The organism is Flavobacterium cryoconiti, assembly GCF_048158645.1.
Lineage (GTDB): Bacteria > Bacteroidota > Bacteroidia > Flavobacteriales > Flavobacteriaceae > Flavobacterium > Flavobacterium cryoconiti.
In genome coordinates this window covers 62,420-79,589 of the sequence record NZ_JBLNKW010000014.1, presented here as the reverse complement: position 1 = coordinate 79,589, position 17,170 = coordinate 62,420, and the positions used below count along the sequence as shown (strand labels likewise).

At 33.5% G+C, this 17,170-nt stretch carries 11 protein-coding genes and 3 tRNA genes; 7 read left to right on the top strand and 7 right to left on the bottom strand.

What is annotated here, in order from left to right; translation table 11 throughout:
* The first annotated feature begins 424 nt into the window (after positions 1 to 424).
* Positions 425 to 2,116, top strand: a complete 1,692-nt coding sequence (locus ACM55H_RS17125; RefSeq protein WP_416837665.1) for a recombinase family protein — start codon at positions 425 to 427, stop codon at positions 2,114 to 2,116.
* A 476-nt stretch (positions 2,117 to 2,592) separates the two neighbouring features.
* Here ACM55H_RS17125 and ACM55H_RS17120 read toward each other — a convergent pair whose 3' ends face one another.
* The 5 genes from ACM55H_RS17120 to ACM55H_RS17100 form a co-directional block, all read right to left on the bottom strand.
* On the bottom strand, positions 2,593 to 3,693 hold the full coding sequence (locus ACM55H_RS17120; RefSeq protein ID WP_416837664.1) for an ImmA/IrrE family metallo-endopeptidase: 1,101 nt from the start codon (positions 3,691 to 3,693) through the stop codon (positions 2,593 to 2,595).
* Positions 3,694 to 3,775: 82 nt separating this feature from the next.
* Complete coding sequence (locus ACM55H_RS17115; protein ID WP_416837663.1) at positions 3,776 to 4,525, bottom strand: hypothetical protein; 750 nt, start codon at positions 4,523 to 4,525, stop codon at positions 3,776 to 3,778.
* 567 nt (positions 4,526 to 5,092) lie between these two features.
* Positions 5,093 to 5,166: transfer RNA gene (locus tag ACM55H_RS17110), tRNA-Arg, on the bottom strand.
* Positions 5,167 to 5,189: 23 nt separating this feature from the next.
* Positions 5,190 to 5,264: transfer RNA gene (locus tag ACM55H_RS17105), tRNA-Pro, on the bottom strand.
* Positions 5,265 to 5,282: 18 nt separating this feature from the next.
* Positions 5,283 to 5,366, bottom strand: a tRNA-Ser gene (locus ACM55H_RS17100).
* A gap of 229 nt (positions 5,367 to 5,595) precedes the next feature.
* Here ACM55H_RS17100 and ACM55H_RS17095 point away from each other — a divergent pair.
* Together ACM55H_RS17095 and ACM55H_RS17090 are read left to right on the top strand one after the other, a co-directional pair.
* Positions 5,596 to 6,774, top strand: coding sequence for an acetyl-CoA C-acyltransferase (locus ACM55H_RS17095; RefSeq protein WP_416837662.1), 1,179 nt, complete (start codon positions 5,596 to 5,598; stop codon positions 6,772 to 6,774).
* A gap of 72 nt (positions 6,775 to 6,846) precedes the next feature.
* The gene (locus ACM55H_RS17090) at positions 6,847 to 7,608 is read left to right on the top strand and encodes a C40 family peptidase (RefSeq protein WP_416837661.1); all 762 of its coding nucleotides are present in this window, start codon (positions 6,847 to 6,849) and stop codon (positions 7,606 to 7,608) included.
* A 59-nt stretch (positions 7,609 to 7,667) separates the two neighbouring features.
* Here ACM55H_RS17090 and ACM55H_RS17085 read toward each other — a convergent pair whose 3' ends face one another.
* Positions 7,668 to 8,936 (bottom strand): tetratricopeptide repeat protein, encoded by a 1,269-nt coding sequence (locus tag ACM55H_RS17085; RefSeq protein ID WP_416837660.1) that lies wholly within the window; start codon positions 8,934 to 8,936, stop codon positions 7,668 to 7,670.
* Positions 8,937 to 8,985: 49 nt separating this feature from the next.
* On the bottom strand, positions 8,986 to 11,610 hold the full coding sequence (gene gyrA, locus ACM55H_RS17080; protein ID WP_416837659.1) for a DNA gyrase subunit A: 2,625 nt from the start codon (positions 11,608 to 11,610) through the stop codon (positions 8,986 to 8,988).
* Between the two features lie 256 nt (positions 11,611 to 11,866).
* Between gyrA and ACM55H_RS17075 the strand changes: the two genes are divergently transcribed.
* The 4 genes from ACM55H_RS17075 (at position 11,867) to ACM55H_RS17060 (ending at position 17,154) form a co-directional block, all read left to right on the top strand.
* Complete coding sequence (locus tag ACM55H_RS17075) at positions 11,867 to 14,413, top strand: ATP-dependent Clp protease ATP-binding subunit (RefSeq protein WP_416837658.1); 2,547 nt, start codon at positions 11,867 to 11,869, stop codon at positions 14,411 to 14,413.
* A 137-nt stretch (positions 14,414 to 14,550) separates the two neighbouring features.
* The gene (gene rimK / locus ACM55H_RS17070) at positions 14,551 to 15,921 is read left to right on the top strand and encodes a 30S ribosomal protein S6--L-glutamate ligase (RefSeq protein WP_416837657.1); all 1,371 of its coding nucleotides are present in this window, start codon (positions 14,551 to 14,553) and stop codon (positions 15,919 to 15,921) included.
* Between the two features lie 64 nt (positions 15,922 to 15,985).
* Positions 15,986 to 16,501 carry a DUF421 domain-containing protein gene (locus tag ACM55H_RS17065; protein ID WP_416837656.1) on the top strand — a complete coding sequence of 172 codons (516 nt, stop codon included), beginning with the start codon at positions 15,986 to 15,988 and terminating at the stop codon, positions 16,499 to 16,501.
* Positions 16,502 to 16,557: 56 nt separating this feature from the next.
* Positions 16,558 to 17,154, top strand: coding sequence for a Crp/Fnr family transcriptional regulator (locus tag ACM55H_RS17060; RefSeq protein ID WP_416837671.1), 597 nt, complete (start codon positions 16,558 to 16,560; stop codon positions 17,152 to 17,154).
* Positions 17,155 to 17,170 lie beyond the last annotated feature (16 nt).

The following is a 17,170-nucleotide window of genomic DNA, read 5'->3' as shown; positions in this document are numbered from 1 at the left end:
GCAACAGAGAAAAAGGAAACTCTGGTTTTGGTTGCTTGGTGTCAGTTAAGATAAAAAATAGATTTATTCCGATTTGAATGCAAAACTGTATTTCTCAATTGAGTTTTTCATTAAAATTTTCATTTAATTCATTGAGTTTTTTCTCGTTTATTAAAAATCCCCATGATGTATCTAACGGTTATTCAATTAAAACAAATATTATTCTTTTTTATGGATCTATTTTACAAAAAATCATATTGTCCGTTCATATATAAATATTAACAAAAATCAACAGCTACGTATTTATACCTATTTAACTATCTAATATCCACTTAAATAATTTATCCGAAAGATCACTGTTTTCGTAAATTTATGTAACTAATTGAGATGTCTAGACATATTCCCTACTAAAAGTAAATCAAGAAATCTCTACATAATTTTTGTTATGGAAAATGCTTATTTATATGTCAGAGTAAGTACTGACGAACAAAAAAGAAAGGGGTTTTCTCTTATTGAACAAGAAGATCGTTTATTAAAATTCTGTGTGATGAACCAAATAAAGGTTAAGGGAATTTTCAGAGAAGATTTTTCAGCCAAGGATTTCAACAGACCAGAATGGAGAAACCTTATTAAAACAATAAAGAAAAATAAACATCGCCCACCAGAAAATATTCTATTTGTTAAATGGGATCGTTTTAGCCGCAACATCGAATATGCTTATCAAATGATCGGGATACTAAGAGGACTGAATACTCAAGCCATGGCTATTGATCAGGCAATCGATTTTGAGGTTCCTGAAAGTACCGTAATGCTTGCCATGTATTTATCAATTCCGGAAGCAGAGAATAGCAGACGAGGGCTAAATACATCTGATGGTATGAGAAGAGCGAGAAAAATGGGCAGATGGCCTGGAAAAGCACCTATTGGTTATATGAACAAGGTTGCTGCTGATGGCAAAAAAATTATCGTGACCAAACAACCTGAAGCCGATTATATCCGTTGGTCATTTGAAGAATATTCAAAAGGTAAATTTACAATTAGCTATATCAGAAGAATGGCTAACCTCAAAGGACTTATTTGTGGCAGGAATAATTTTTGGAAGGTTCTGCACAACCCATTCTATTGTGGATTAGTCTTTGTGTCTGCGTACAAAACGGAAGAAGAATATTTTGTAGAAGGCCTCCATGAGCCACTTATTTCAGAGAAGCTTTTTAAAGAAGTTCAGTGCCTGCTAAACAGCCGTCGCACAACAAATTCGTTTAAGCAAAAAATGAAACCGGTTTTCCTTTTGAGAGGATTTTTAATCTGCCCTTTCTGTGGCAGGCGATTAACTGGAAGTACATCGGCTGGAAGATATGCGAAGTACCAATACTACCATTGTGCAGTTAGTAAGTGCAAAGGACGGATCAGAACCGATATTTTGGACTTTGAATATGAAGAACTATTAAAAAAAACATACATTAAACCAGAAGTTTATGAATTGCTTGAACTTGTACTGGAGGATGAAAATATTTTGACTGTGAAACAGGAATGTATGAATGAGCAAAAAAAGATTATTAAAGAGATTTCGGATCAAGAGCTTTTAATATCAAAGACAAGGAGACATTTTATTCAGAATAAAATTGATTTTGAAGATTTTAATGATTTAAAAAAAGAATACAAACAGGTGATAAATTTCCTCAATGAGCGGCTTACACTTGTGAACGAAAGTATTACTAACTGCTATGCAGGCAAAAACATCAGAGATCTAAAAGATGGTCAAAACAATGTTTTAACATTGTATAAGAGTCAAGATGTAGCCGGTAAACGATATCTCATCGAGTTATTTACACCTCTTTCGTTCGACCCCGTAACGAAGAAATTAAATCCCTTACAAATAAATCAGGCTATATCCATGATAATTAGTTATCGTGATCAATATATTACCGGAACTAATTTTCTAAACTCCAGAACCATTGATCAAATTTCAAATAGTAAACCCAGAGTTTTCTCAGATAGAAGAATCTCTGTCAATAAGGCAATGAAAATATTGAAAAAGAATGATATCGAGACAAACGTAGCACAGGTAAAAGAGATACTTGATTTCCTGTATATATTCACTAAAATATATTCAAATCGAGATGCTCAAAATATCTGAGCACCCCGCAAGGGGATATCGAACATTAAATCATTGTTTTATTATCTACTTTGGCATTCTTAAAAAAAACGATTTTTACGAATCATAAATATCGAACCAGTAAAAATTCCAAAAAAACCTACATAACCAATTACAAATCAACACATTGAAGTAAATAAAAAAGGGGATAATCAAAGTTGATCATCCCCTTAAGTGAAGGCAGAAGGATTACTGACACAACTCGCAGCGCACGTTATTATTGAGTTATTATATTTCTTGTGGCAACTTTGTGCCAAATTTTTTCGTTTTTTAAAGAAATTCATCTTGTTTCTAAAATAATTCCATGTCAAATATAACAACTTCATAACAAAAATAACAATCACTAATCATAGTCCAATATAAATATAAAGTAAATTAATCGTGGCAAGTTGTGTCCAAAATAAAAAAAAAAGCATTCAGAAAAACTGAATGCTTTTTTAACTTATTAAAAAACTATTTTAGTACGAAATCTTTAATTTTCTAACTTTATTATCCTCATTTAAATAATTGTGTAAATCCGAATATGATTGTAAATATATTTTATCGAACTCTAAAGCATTTAAACCAAACAATGTGGACAACTCCATTTTCGAGTATTGTAACTCATCAAAGTGAAGTTTAAGCATTTTATACAAAAGTTTAGGTTCCGAAATTTCAAACTCTAAGGGCTCTTGTTTTCTCCAACCATAGTAACTAATCTTTGTTACCCATCTACGATATTGATCTTGAGTTAAAGTTCCTAAATCTTTAGCTTTAAATAAAAGTGCCTGAATTGAAACTTTCCAATAACGCTTTAAATCACCTAATTTCTCATCCGTCAAATAATATAAGTTTGATTTAATTTCATTACTTGGCATTAAAAAACTTGAAGCAAATCTATCTGCTTCATTTTCAACATTTCTATCTTCACTAATAATACCACCTTTAAAATGCATTAAAATATGACCTAACTCATGAGCAATCGTAAAAATAATCCTAGAATTTGCTATGTTTTTATTAATAATCATAACAGGAATACCAACTGGTGTAATATAACTAACTCCCGATATTTTAATGTCCGAATTAAAGTCGAACAAATGAATAACAATACCTTGTTCTTCAACAACTTTAATTAAATCTTTAATTGGACCTTTAGGTAATTTAAAATATTCTCTTACCCTATCAGCCATTTGTTCTGGTGACAACCCTGTTTTATGTAAATCCGTAAATGGTAAATCTATCTCTATTTCAACAGCATCAAGTAAATCACATATATTACCCGATAAAATATTTATTTGAGATTCCAAAAATCTTGCTTTTGACATACTAGTTCCTAGATTTTTTCTAAAATAAAAATGCTTTAATGGATAAACATTGTGTTTTTTATAAAAAAATTCTTTGGGATAATCCAATATTAAGCATAACTCTGAAAATACATCATCAGTCACATTAGAAAGTCCTTTTTCAATTTTAGACAATAAAACCTGTGATGCTGATTTCATTTCCTTAGCTAGAGTAGATTGCGAAAAACCTCTACTTTCTCTAGCTAATTTAATTCTTTCGATGTTGATTGTATTCATATCACTTATTGTTGTGAGTTGTTTTAGTTTTTGAATAAATCTATATTAAAATTAAAACCAGTTGGCGAACGGTTCTTATTTATTATTTATTAGCTTTTTCTTGATTTGGTCTCTCCAAACCTTTTTTTAATTTAACAATCTCTTTTTCTACTTCCTCTACTTTAGTGCTAATTAGTTGCTTAACATCTGTTTCGCTGAATAAATCATTACTAACTAAACTCCAATTAATTTCATTTCTACTAATCAAAGATGTTACAAATGCATCAGTTTCATTAATATTCCCAAGATTCGGACCAATGAACAAAACTGGTATATGGTCTATCAAGCCAGGGAACAATGTTCCATTAAAGAGTTTAGTACTATTTGGAGTTGGATAACAATTTGGTTTGTTTTGTTTACCATAAAGCCTCTTTACATACAAAATGTACTTATCCTTAATTATAAAATATATAGAACCGGAATTTTTTCTAATTCTAACTTTACTATTAAAAACAGGGTCAGAATCAATTCTTCTGATTATTTGTTCTTTAATAGTAGCATTCAAATCTTGAGAATAAAATGCTCGTTGGCTATATTTGACATTATTTTCAAATTTTCTGTCATCTACTTCCCTTTTAGCAATTTTAATTATCTCATTAAACACTTTAATAACATCTCCAATTTCAGCCTTAACTGCCTCCGGATTAGCTATATCCTTATAAATCGATTCGAAAACTTGTTTTTCTAATTCGTTTATATTACCTTTGCGGTAACGATTTACTACAACACTCTGACCAGTGTTTCTAATTGTTTCACTCATACTATTTCTCATATTAATTTGCCCGTTCGCCAAAATGGGCTTTTTTTATAACTCTAACTGCGCAAATATACTAAATTCTATAACAATAACCAAACTTATTCTATAATATTTCCTATAATTTTAAACAGACATAAAGAATTAGAATTAAGTTTATGTACAATCCAAGAAATAAATACTATACTTATAGTTATCAGCAAATTATCAATAATCAAGCATTACTTGCACTAAAAGCAATTTTTTGAGCGAGCAAAAAGGGATAAAAAACGAAGGCCTTATTTTAGCACAGAAAACAAATGTCCTACAACTTCCAAAAATATAATACCTATCATCAACACAGGTACTGCTGATTAGACACAATTTGACAACTCCGTTTTTAAAAGGTAAACTATAACATAAAAAAAAATAGTTATTCTAGAATAACTTCGTGCTGAGAAATTACTGACCCTATTTTTGACACACAAAATTTCATCGTGCCAAATCTGTGTCAAAAGTGGTCAAAAAGGTTTGAAAATTATAAAAAAAAGACTTTTTTTAGAAGATAAAAAAAAATAAAAAACCCCTTAAAACACTGAAAATCAGTAGTTTATAGGGGGAATTAAGTGAAGGCAGAAGGATTCGAACCTTCGACCGCCTGCTTAGAAGGCAGGTGCTCTATCCAGCTGAGCTATGCCTCCATTGCTCATGTAAAAAAATCTAGTCGGGGTGGCAGGATTCGAACCTGCGGCCTCCTGCTCCCAAAGCAGGCGCGATAACCGAGCTACGCTACACCCCGAAGTGCAAAAAAATTAAGCGGAGGGACAGGGACTCGAACCCTGGCACCGATTACTCGATGACAGTTTAGCAAACTGCTCCATTACCACTCTGGCACCCCTCCAAGCTCAAAGAAACGTGTCCTGTTTTGCGGTTGCAAATTTAAGACATCTTTAGACTTCTCACAACTATTTGAGGTCTTTTTTTCAATATTTTTTATCCTTTTTACAAAAACTGTTCACAATCAAACATATAGAATGAAAATATTTTTAAAAAAAGATAATGGCATAATCAAAATTTGAAATTGTTTAAAAAAGATTAAATTTGCTTCATAAACCAACATTTTATAAGTTATGAACAAAAGAGTTGTTATCGTTTCTGCCGTTAGGACACCTATCGGAAGTTTTATGGGGGGATTATCTACAGTTACTGCTCCAAGATTAGGTGCAGTGGCTATTAAAGGTGCTTTGGAAAAAATAAATTTAGATCCAAATTTAATTGATGAAGTATTTATGGGCAATGTCGTTCAGGCTGGCGTAGGTCAGGCTCCTGCTCGTCAGGCAGCTTTATTTGCTGGCTTACCAAATACCGTAGCTTGCACCACAGTAAATAAAGTTTGTGCTTCTGGAATGAAAGCTGTCATGTTGGGTGCGCAAGCAATTCAATGTGGTGATGCTGAAATTGTAGTAGCCGGAGGAATGGAGAATATGAGTTTAATTCCGCATTACTTGCATTTGAGAAATGGAACTAAATTTGGTCCTGCAACCATGATTGATGGAATGCAGAAAGATGGACTAACTGATGCTTACGATAACAGCGCTATGGGAGTGTGTGCTGACTTATGTGCTTCAGAATATGGTTTTACTCGAGAAGAACAAGATAACTTCGCAATTCAATCGTATGAGCGCAGTGCAAAAGCATGGGATTCTGGAAAATTTGACAATGAAGTTGTTCCTGTAGCAGTTCCGCAAAGAAAAGGAGATCCTATTATAGTTTCTAAAGACGAAGAATACACTAATGTAAAATTAGATAAAATACCATCATTAAGCCCTGTTTTCACCAAAGATGGAACCGTAACCGCTGCCAATGCATCAACTATAAATGATGGCGCAGCAGCAGTAATATTAATGAGTGAAGAAAAAGCAATCACCTTAGGCCTAAAACCTTTAGCTTACATTAATGGTTACGCCGATGCAGCACAAGAACCAAAATGGTTTACAACTACTCCATCTAAAGCAATTCCTAAAGCTTTAGAGAAAGCTGGAATAGCAATTGGCGATGTTGATTATTTTGAATTCAATGAAGCTTTTGCAGTTGTAGGTTTAGCTAATTCCAAAATTCTTGGATTAGATGATAGCAAAGTAAACATAAACGGTGGCGCTGTATCTCTAGGACATCCATTAGGTTGCTCAGGAGTAAGAATCATTGTTACATTAATAAATGTTTTAGAACAAAATAACGGTAAAATTGGAGCTGCTGCAATTTGTAATGGCGGTGGTGGTGCTTCAGCAATTGTTATTGAAAGAGCCTAAAATAATTATAAGTTATGGGTTATGAGTTTTGAAACTTATAACCCATAATTATTAACTCATAAATTGACCTAAATGTTCGGAATTTGTAATCTAGCTATAATCCCACTTCGCTTTGAACCAAATGACAGAAGCGAAATCGTTTCTCAAGTTTTGTTTGGCGAACATTTTGAAATTTTAGAACAATTGAAACAATGGTCCCGAATCAAAATGCAATATGATGATTATGAAGGCTGGGTAGATTCTAAACAATACCAACTGATTTCCGAATCCAGTTTTAATCAATTGTCTAAAGACGCAATCATTTTGAATGCTGATTTAATAGAATACATTACTGCGCCAAATAATATATTAATCCCAATTCCATTAGGTTCATCGGTATCATTTTTAAATCACAATGAAATCAACATTTCAAGTTTTGACTTTGAGGGAACTAAAATTAGCGGTATCAAGTCCAAAGAAGGATTGATTAATACTGCCTTTTTATATCTAAATGCTCCTTATTTATGGGGTGGAAAAACACCGTTTGGTATTGATTGTTCCGGTTTTACACAAATGGTTTACAAACTTAACGGATATAAACTATTACGTGACGCTTCACAACAAGCAAGACAAGGAGAGGCATTGAGTTTTATAGAAGAAAGCGAACCTGGTGATTTAGCTTTCTTTGATAACGATGAAGGCAATATTATTCATGTAGGCATCATCATGGAAGACAATTACATTATTCATGCAAGCGGAAAAATACGAATTGACAGGTTAGATCATTTAGGAATCTATAATCCTGAAACAAACAAACACACTCATAAACTTCGAGTAATCAAAAAAATAATCTAAAAAAAACCTATCAAGAATTTCATTTCGAGATAGGTTTTTTTAATCTATTTAAAAAAGTATTACATCTTAGCTTTCAATGCTTTTTTCTTTTCTGTCATTTCTAATGCTCCATAAACCCCTAATAAAGTAGCTTTAACTTCTGCATTTTTAGGATCTAATTCACTAGCTTTTTCTAAATAAGGCAAAGCATCTGTAAACACAGCTTCTCTTTGCTTTTTAAGAACTAAATAACGTTTATTATCTTTTTCTGAATTTCCTAATTTGCTCATTTCATCAAAAAGTTTTTTGTCAGCATCTAGCTTCATGATAGCTAAATTAAGATATGCATTTACATAATCCGGTTTTATTTCAATCGCTCTTTTATAATATTTCTCAGCTTCAACAGTATTTTTAGCATTTGCACTAATTACACCTAAATTAAAAACCAAATCAGCATCATTAGGATTTTTTTCTAAAACTTCTGAAATTAATTTTTTATAAGTATCAAAATCTTTAGTTTCCAAATACAAGTTAGCTTCAGTCAAAATCAACGAAGTATCCTCAGGATTTGCAACTCTAGCTTCAGCAATTGCTTTTTTAGCTTCTTCAGTTTTACCTTTTTCTACTAAAATCAAAGCCATATTTTTATATATCTCTCCTCTTTTTGAAGGAATCACCTCTGTTCTTGGTTTATCATGAGTCCCTAGTTTCACCATTCTATCTCTTTCTTGAGCAGTTGCAAAAACGTCTTCTTCGCTAGTTAATTTATTCACTGCAAAATAACTTGTTCCTTTTCCTGAATAGTTCAAGTTTTTCAACTCATCATACAACTTAAGTGCCGGATCATATTCTTTAGCATTAACATAAGTAGAAGCAGCATAATACAAATTAATAGTATCCTTTTTATCTAACAAATAAGCATCATATAATTTTTTAGCACTGCTAGAATGCTTATCAATTTTAGAATCTGCAATTGCACTATTAATTAACTTGAATTTTATCTGTGTAATTGACGTAGCAGCTTGAGTAGAATATTTAACTTTTCCAGAAGCTTGCTCAACAGCAATTAAATCTTGATATGCTTTTGCAGCAAGAGAAAGATTCGTATCGATATCAACATTCTTATTTGCTAAGTCTAACAAAGCATTTCCTTTTACAAAGAAAAATTGTGCTTTTTCGGCATCTGTAGCATTAGCAATTAAAGATTCAGCTCCTTGCAAAATTGTTGCAGCTTCTTGAGAATTTCCGCCTTTCAATGCTTTTTCGGCAGCTTTAATTTGATCTTTTTGAGCAAAAGTAGCTACTGATATCAATAATGCTGATGCAAGTATTACATATTTACTTTTCATAATATTCTTGGTTTTTGTTTAATAATTATTCTTTTTTACATTCTTATTTTTAAGCTTCATCATCAGAATCTTCGTCTTCGGCATCATCTTCAGAATCTTCGTCTTCTTCAGACTCATCCTCATCATCGTCTTCCTCTGTTCCTTCGTCTTCAAGTACTTCTAAAACTGGCTTAACTCTTTCAATTGTTTCAGTTTCAATGACATTACCTTCTTCATCAACAACCACTTCAGCCACATCATCTTTCATTACTTTTGTAACTGCTGCGATAGAATCGTTTCCTTTAATGTTAATCAACTTCACTCCTTGCGTAGCACGTCCCATAACTCTTAAATCTTCGACAGCCATTCTGATGGTTAATCCAGATTTGTTGATAATCATTAAATCATCAGCATCTGTAACTGCATTTATCGAAATCAGTTTACCTGTTTTCTCGGTAATATTTAAGGTTTTAACTCCTTTACCACCTCGGTTTGTAATTCTGTATTCATCAAGACTTGAACGTTTTCCGTATCCATTTTCAGCAACAACCAGAATTTCGCTACTCATATCATTTACAGTAACCATGCCAATAACTTCATCAGTATCATCTTTAAGAGTGATTCCACGAACTCCAGAAGCAGTTCTTCCCATTGGACGGGTTTTAGTTTCTTCAAAACGAACTAATTTACCAGATTTCACCGCCAAAATAATTTGACTTTCTCCATTGGTTAATTTTGCTTCTAATAATTCATCGCCTTCCTTAATAGTAATTGCAGCAACTCCATTTACCCTTGGTTTAGAATATTTTTCTAAAGACGTTTTCTTAACCTGACCTTTTTTAGTCACCATAATAAGGTTATGGCTGTTGATATACTCTTTATCTTTTAAATCTTGTGTACAGATGAATGCTTTTACTTTATCATCACTTTCAATATTTACCAAGTTTTGGATTGCTCTACCTTTAGCCGTTTTACTTCCTTCTGGTATTTCATAAACACGCATCCAGAAACATTTTCCTTTTTGGGTAAAGAACATCATATATTGGTGATTCGTTGCCACAAACATGTGCTCTAAGAAATCTTGATCTCTAGTTCCAGCACTTTTTTGACCAACTCCTCCTCTATTCTGAGTTTTGTATTCCGTAAGATTGGTACGTTTAATATAACCTGCATGAGAAATTGTAATTACCACATTTTCATCCGCAATTAAATCCTCAATACTTACATCACCACCTGAATATTCAATTATAGAACGACGCTCATCTCCATATTTATCACGAATTTCAGTCAATTCTTCTTTTATCAAAGCAATTCTCAAGTTTACATCTGCTAATAAAGCTTTCAAATGCTCGATTAACTTCATAATTTCATCGTATTCTGTTCTTAACTTATCTTGTTCCAGACCTGTTAATTGACGCAAACGCATTTCTACAATTGCACGAGATTGAATATCTGATAAATTGAATCTTTCGATTAATTTCTCTCTTGCTTCTTCGGTACTTTTTGAAGCTTTTATTAAAGCAATTACTTCATCAATATTATCTGAAGCGATAATCAAACCTTCTAATATATGTGCTCTTGCTTCCGCTTTTTTTAATTCAAATTGCGTTCTACGAGTCACCACATCATGACGGTGTTCGATAAAATAATGAATCAAATCTTTCAGATTCAACATTTGTGGACGCCCTTTTACAATTGCAATATTGTTTACACTAAACGAAGATTGTAATTGTGTAAACTTATAAAGTGTATTCAAAACCACATTTGGTGTCGCATCACGTTTTAAAATATAAACGATACGCATCCCGTTTCTATCCGATTCATCTCGGATATTTGCAATTCCATCAATTTTTTTGTCATTAACCAAATCAGCCGTACGTTTGATCATATCGGCTTTATTGACTTGATAAGGAATTTCGGTAACGATAATACATTCTCTTCCGTCTACTTCTTCAAAACCTACTTTAGCACGCATTACAATACGTCCTCTACCCGTTTTGAATGCTTCACGAACGCCTTCATACCCATATATTATACCACCAGTAGGAAAATCCGGGGCTTTGATATGCGTCATCAACTCGTCAACTTCAATATCGTTATTATCCATGTAAGCCAATGTTCCATTGATCACCTCCGTTAAGTTGTGAGGTGGCATATTGGTAGCCATACCGACTGCAATTCCTGTTGCCCCATTTATTAATAAGGTAGGAACACGAGTTGGCATAACCGTTGGCTCTTGTAGTGTATCATCAAAATTTAATTTAAAATCAACCGTTTCTTTATCGATATCCGCCAAGATTTCTTCTGAAATCCTACGCATTCTAGCCTCTGTATAACGCATTGCTGCAGGACTATCGCCATCTACAGAACCAAAGTTACCCTGACCATCAATCAATAAATAACGCATACTCCATTCTTGTGCCATACGAACCATGGCATCATAAACAGAGGTATCACCGTGTGGGTGATACTTTCCAAGAACCTCCCCGACAATTCTTGCGGACTTTTTATGGGCAGATCTGGAGTTAACCCCTAAATCATGCATTCCAAATAATACTCTTCGATGTACTGGTTTCAAGCCATCTCTAACATCTGGAAGCGCTCTGGATACAATTACAGACATCGAATAATCGATGTAAGCAGTTTTCATTTCATCTTCAATGTTAATAGGAATTAACTTTTCTCCTTCAGACATAAGTTGTTATATTAAAAAATTATATTAGTTTCAAAACGTGCCAATATACGGCTTTTTGAAATTTTTGAGCCTATTTTAACTTACTTATTTCAATGATTTATTAACAAATTAATCTTCACTTTTAGTTGATAAATTAAGGGAAATTTAACTTTAATATTATTATTATTTTTGTCTATTAGCTGACAGTAGTAGTTAAGGGAATGATTTTTGTTTTTCAATTACTAATTCACTAAATTTACGATATCAATTATATATTATGGATGATAATTTTTCACCAAGAGTAAAAGATGTTATTACCTATAGCAAAGAAGAAGCTTTGCGATTGGGTCATGACTTTATAGGAACTGAACACTTGATGCTGGGTATTTTAAGAGATGGAAATGGAAAAGCAATTCAAATACTGAATAACCTATCTGTCGACTTAGACCACTTACGTCGGAAAGTAGAAATCCTAAGCCCCGCAAGTCCAAGCGTAGACGTTAATGTTGAAAAGAAAAACTTACACTTGACACGCCAGGCAGAACGAGCGTTGAAAACCACTTTTCTTGAAGCAAAAGTATTTCATAGTTCGTCCATTAGTACAGCACATTTATTGTTATGTATTTTAAGAAATGAAAACGATCCAACAACCAAGCTACTAAATAAACTTAAAATTGATTATGATGTAGCTAAAGAACAATATTTAAATATGACTCCAAGCGAAGAAGAATTTTTAGAGAACTTGCCAAGAAACGAATCATACAATGACGATTCAGGACAAGATGACAGTCTTAAAGAAGGTGCTTTTAACAATCCTGCCAACAAATCAAATAAGAAATCTAAAACTCCAGTTTTGGATAATTTTGGTAGAGATTTGACTGAAATGGCCGAAGAAGGAAAGTTAGATCCTGTTGTAGGACGTGAAAAAGAAATCGAACGTGTTTCTCAAATTTTGAGCCGTCGCAAAAAGAATAATCCACTACTTATAGGGGAACCTGGAGTGGGAAAATCAGCTATTGCCGAAGGATTAGCTTTGCGAATTATTCAAAAGAAAGTATCACGAATCCTTTTCAACAAACGCGTTGTAACATTAGATTTGGCGAGCCTTGTCGCTGGGACAAAATACCGTGGACAGTTTGAAGAGCGTATGAAAGCTGTTATGAACGAATTAGAAAAGAATGATGATATTATTCTTTTTATAGATGAAATTCATACTATTGTTGGAGCTGGTGGAGCAACAGGTTCATTAGATGCATCTAACATGTTCAAACCTGCATTAGCAAGAGGCGAAATTCAATGTATTGGAGCAACAACTCTAGACGAATACCGTCAATATATTGAGAAAGATGGCGCATTAGAAAGACGTTTTCAAAAAATAATTGTGGAACCAACATCTGTTGCGGAAACGATTACTATTTTGAATAATATCAAAAATAAATATGAAGACCATCACAACGTTACTTATACACAAGAAGCAATTGAAGCTTGTGTGAAATTAACGGACAGATATATGTCGGAACGTTTCTTACCGGACAAAGCTATTGACGCCTTAGACGAAGCTGGTTCAAGAGTACACATTACCAATATTGAAGTTCCAAAACAAATTTTAGATTTGGAACGTCAATTAGAAGATGTTCGCGAATTGAAAAATGTCGTTGTTAAGAAACAAAAATACGAAGAGGCCGCAAAGCTTCGTGATGACGAAAAAAAGATTGAAAAAGACTTGGCAATTGCTCAGGAACAATGGGAAGAAGACGCTAAAAATAACCGAATTGAAGTTACCGAAGATAATGTTGCCGATGTAGTTTCTATGATGACTGGAATTCCAGTAAATCGTATTGCACAAACTGAAAGCAATAAACTAGCTAAACTACCAGAACTTATTGAAGGAAAGGTTATTGGACAAAAAGAAGCTGTAATGAAAATTGCTCGTTCCATCCAAAGAAATCGTGCTGGATTAAAAGATCCAAATCGACCAATTGGTTCGTTTATCTTCTTAGGACAAACTGGTGTTGGTAAAACACAATTGGCAAAAGTATTGGCAAAAGAATTATTCGATTCTGAAGATGCATTGATTCGTATTGACATGAGTGAATACATGGAAAAATTTGCAATCTCTCGTTTGGTTGGTGCGCCTCCGGGATACGTAGGCTACGAAGAAGGCGGACAATTAACAGAAAAAGTAAGAAGAAAACCATATTGTGTTGTCTTATTGGATGAGATAGAAAAAGCGCATCCTGATGTTTTCAATATGTTATTACAAGTGCTGGACGATGGGTATTTAACGGATAGTTTGGGCCGAAAAATTGACTTCAAAAACACTATAATTATCATGACTTCCAATGTTGGAGCAAGACAATTAAAAGATTTCGGTCAAGGTGTTGGTTTTGGTACTGCTGCCAAAGTAGCCCAGGCTGATGATAATTCGAAAAGCATCATTGAAAACGCATTGAAAAAAACTTTTGCACCGGAATTCCTTAATAGAATTGATGATGTAATTGTGTTCAACGCTTTAGAAAAACATGATATTGATTTGATTATCGAAATCGAATTGAAAAAATTATATGCTCGTGTTGCGGAATTAGGGTATCAATTAAACCTTTCTGATAAAGCCAAAGCTTTTATCGCTGATAAAGGATTTGACAGACAATTTGGCGCAAGACCATTGAAAAGAGCTATCCAAAAATATGTTGAAGATGCACTTGCTGAAGAAATTATCACTTCTAAAATTGCCTCCGGAGATGAAATTTTCATGGATATTGAAGACGGAGCACAAGAATTGACTGTACAAGTTCATAAAGCTGGCGAACCAACGAATCCATAAATTCTTTTAAAATTACACGAAATAAACCCGTTACGTTTTTATAACATAACGGGTTTATTCTTTATACAAATTGAACATTTTTTGAAAACAAATATTTACATTTGGTTTTTAAAAAATAGGTTAAATAAAATCAATTTATGTCTCAAAATAAAGTTATCCTAGGTAGCGAAGAATGGTGTTCATTTCCTGAATTAGGAATTCCAACGATTAAAGCACGTGTTGATTCAGGTGCAAAAACATCCGCTTTACACGCTATAAACATTGCCCCTTTTATCAAGAATGAAGCAAACTGGGTAAAGTTTGACATCAATCCGATTCAAAATAATCTAAAAACGGTAATTCATTGTGAAGCACCTTTAGTTGACAAACGTTTTGTAAAAAGTTCCAGCGGATTTAGAGAACAACGCTATGTTATCCAAACCAACTTAAAAATTGGCGATTCAATGTGGCCAATAGAAATGACATTGACCAATCGAGATTCCATGGGTTTTAGAATGCTTTTAGGTCGGGAGGCCATGAGCGGAAGGGTTCTTGTAGACCCGGAACAGAAATATCTTTTAGGGCAACCCACCTCAGATAGCTTGAAAGAACTATATAAAAATTCTGAAAAAGCCAGCTCAGGTCTGCGCATTGGCCTTTTAGCCAGTAACCCAGAATTATACAGCAACAAACGTATTATGGAAGCGGGTGAAATGCGCGGTCACGAAATGCATTTTTTGAATATCAAAGAATGTTATATGAAGCTGGATGCAAAAACACCGGAAATTCATTACCGTGGAGGGAAAATATTAAATCAATTTGATGCTATTATTCCAAGAATTCGTCCAAGTATAACCTTTTATGGCTGTGCTTTAACGAGACAGTTTGAAGCCTTGAATGTCTTTTGTTTAAATTCGTCTAATGCAATTACCCAATCACGCGATAAATTATATTCCTTACAATTACTCTTACATAGTGGAATTGACATACCTACAACAGGATTTGCAAATTCACCTTTAGATACAGACGATTTGATAAAAATGGTTGGAGGTTCACCACTAATTGTAAAATTATTGGAAGGCACACAAGGAAAAGGTGTTGTATTAGCCGAAACCAAAAAAGCGGCTGAAAGTGTTATTAACGCTTTCAAAAGCCTAAATGCCAATATATTAGTTCAGGAATTTATCAAGGAAGCCAACGGTAAAGACATTCGTTGTTTTGTAATTGACGGAAAAGTAGTCGCTGCTATTCAACGGGAAGCAATGCCCGGCGAATTCAGGGCTAACATCCATCTTGGAGGAACAGCTTCAGTCATAAAAGTAACAAGTGAAGAAAAACGTATTGCGATAAAAGCCGCAAAAGCAATGGATTTAAAAGTAGCCGGAGTTGATATTATTCGTTCTTCAAAAGGACCATTATTATTAGAAGTAAATTCATCTCCAGGATTGGAAGGAATCGAAGGAGCTACCAATAAAGACATCGCGGGGGAAATGATAAAAGCCATTGAGAAAAATTTCAAACTGAAATAACAATCTGTCGTTATCTAAAAATCTCAATTAGTCAATCAATCATAAACTTTAAACTTAAAAAAGCATGAATCCATATCTTGATATCATCATTCGCAGTGCCGCTGTTTATTTTTTTATGGTTGTAGCTTTAAGACTTTTTGGAAAGAAAGAATTATCGCAACTCAATACTGCAGACGTCATTTTAATATTATTAATTAGTAACTCCGTTCAAAACGCAATGGTTGGTAGCAACACGTCCCTTTATGGAGGAATGGCTGCAGCAACGGTACTTTTTACTATTAATTTTATCTTGAAAAAATTGATGTTTAAGTACCAGAAGTTTAGTGATTTTATGCAGGAAAAACCAGAAATATTAATTCACGATGGAAATCTGGATTTTAAAGCATTAAGCAAATTAAACATTTCTTCTGATGAATTAAAAGAAGCTATGCGCGAACATGGAATCGAATATTTTAAAGACGTAAAACTAGCCATGCTTGAAATTGATGGAAATATCAGTATTATTTCTGATTTAGAAAATCTTCGCCAAACACATTATAAACGAAGACGTATTCATAAAAATTTAGCTGGAATAAACTAGCTATAAATGAACTCAAAAATACTTTTACACGAGTATTTCTGCAAATTCTGAAAATAATTATGCTTGATTCATTCAAAACATACTTTCAATCCAAAACCAATCTGACGGACGAGCAATTCCTTTCGATTACTGGGACGTTGCAATCCAAAAAAGTAGAAAAAGGTACTATCCTACTCCATCAAGGAGCCATTTGTCACCACTCCTTTTTTGTTTCTAAAGGATTATTGCGTTCCTATACCATTGACGAAACTGGCAAGGAACACATCATTCAATTTGCACCGGAGAATTGGATTATTTCGGACAGAAGCAGTTCTTATTTTAACGAACCTTCCGAATTATTTATTGATGCTATTGAAGAAACGGAAATTGTTTTTATCGATAAAAATTTCATCGATGCCGCAGCCGAAATTAGTATTTCTTTTCGACAACAGGACAATATTGCTTTGCACAATCACATTCGGCAACTTCAAAAACGAGTAAATCTCTTATTGGGAGCAACAGCTGAACAACGGTATTTAGATTTTATAACTATTTACCCAAGTCTAACTTTACGCATTCCACAATGGATGATTGCTTCGTATTTAGGAATTACACCCGAAACCCTAAGTAGAGTTCGCAAAGAATTAGCCAAAAGAAATTTCAAACCCTATTAATTCTTTACAAATTCAT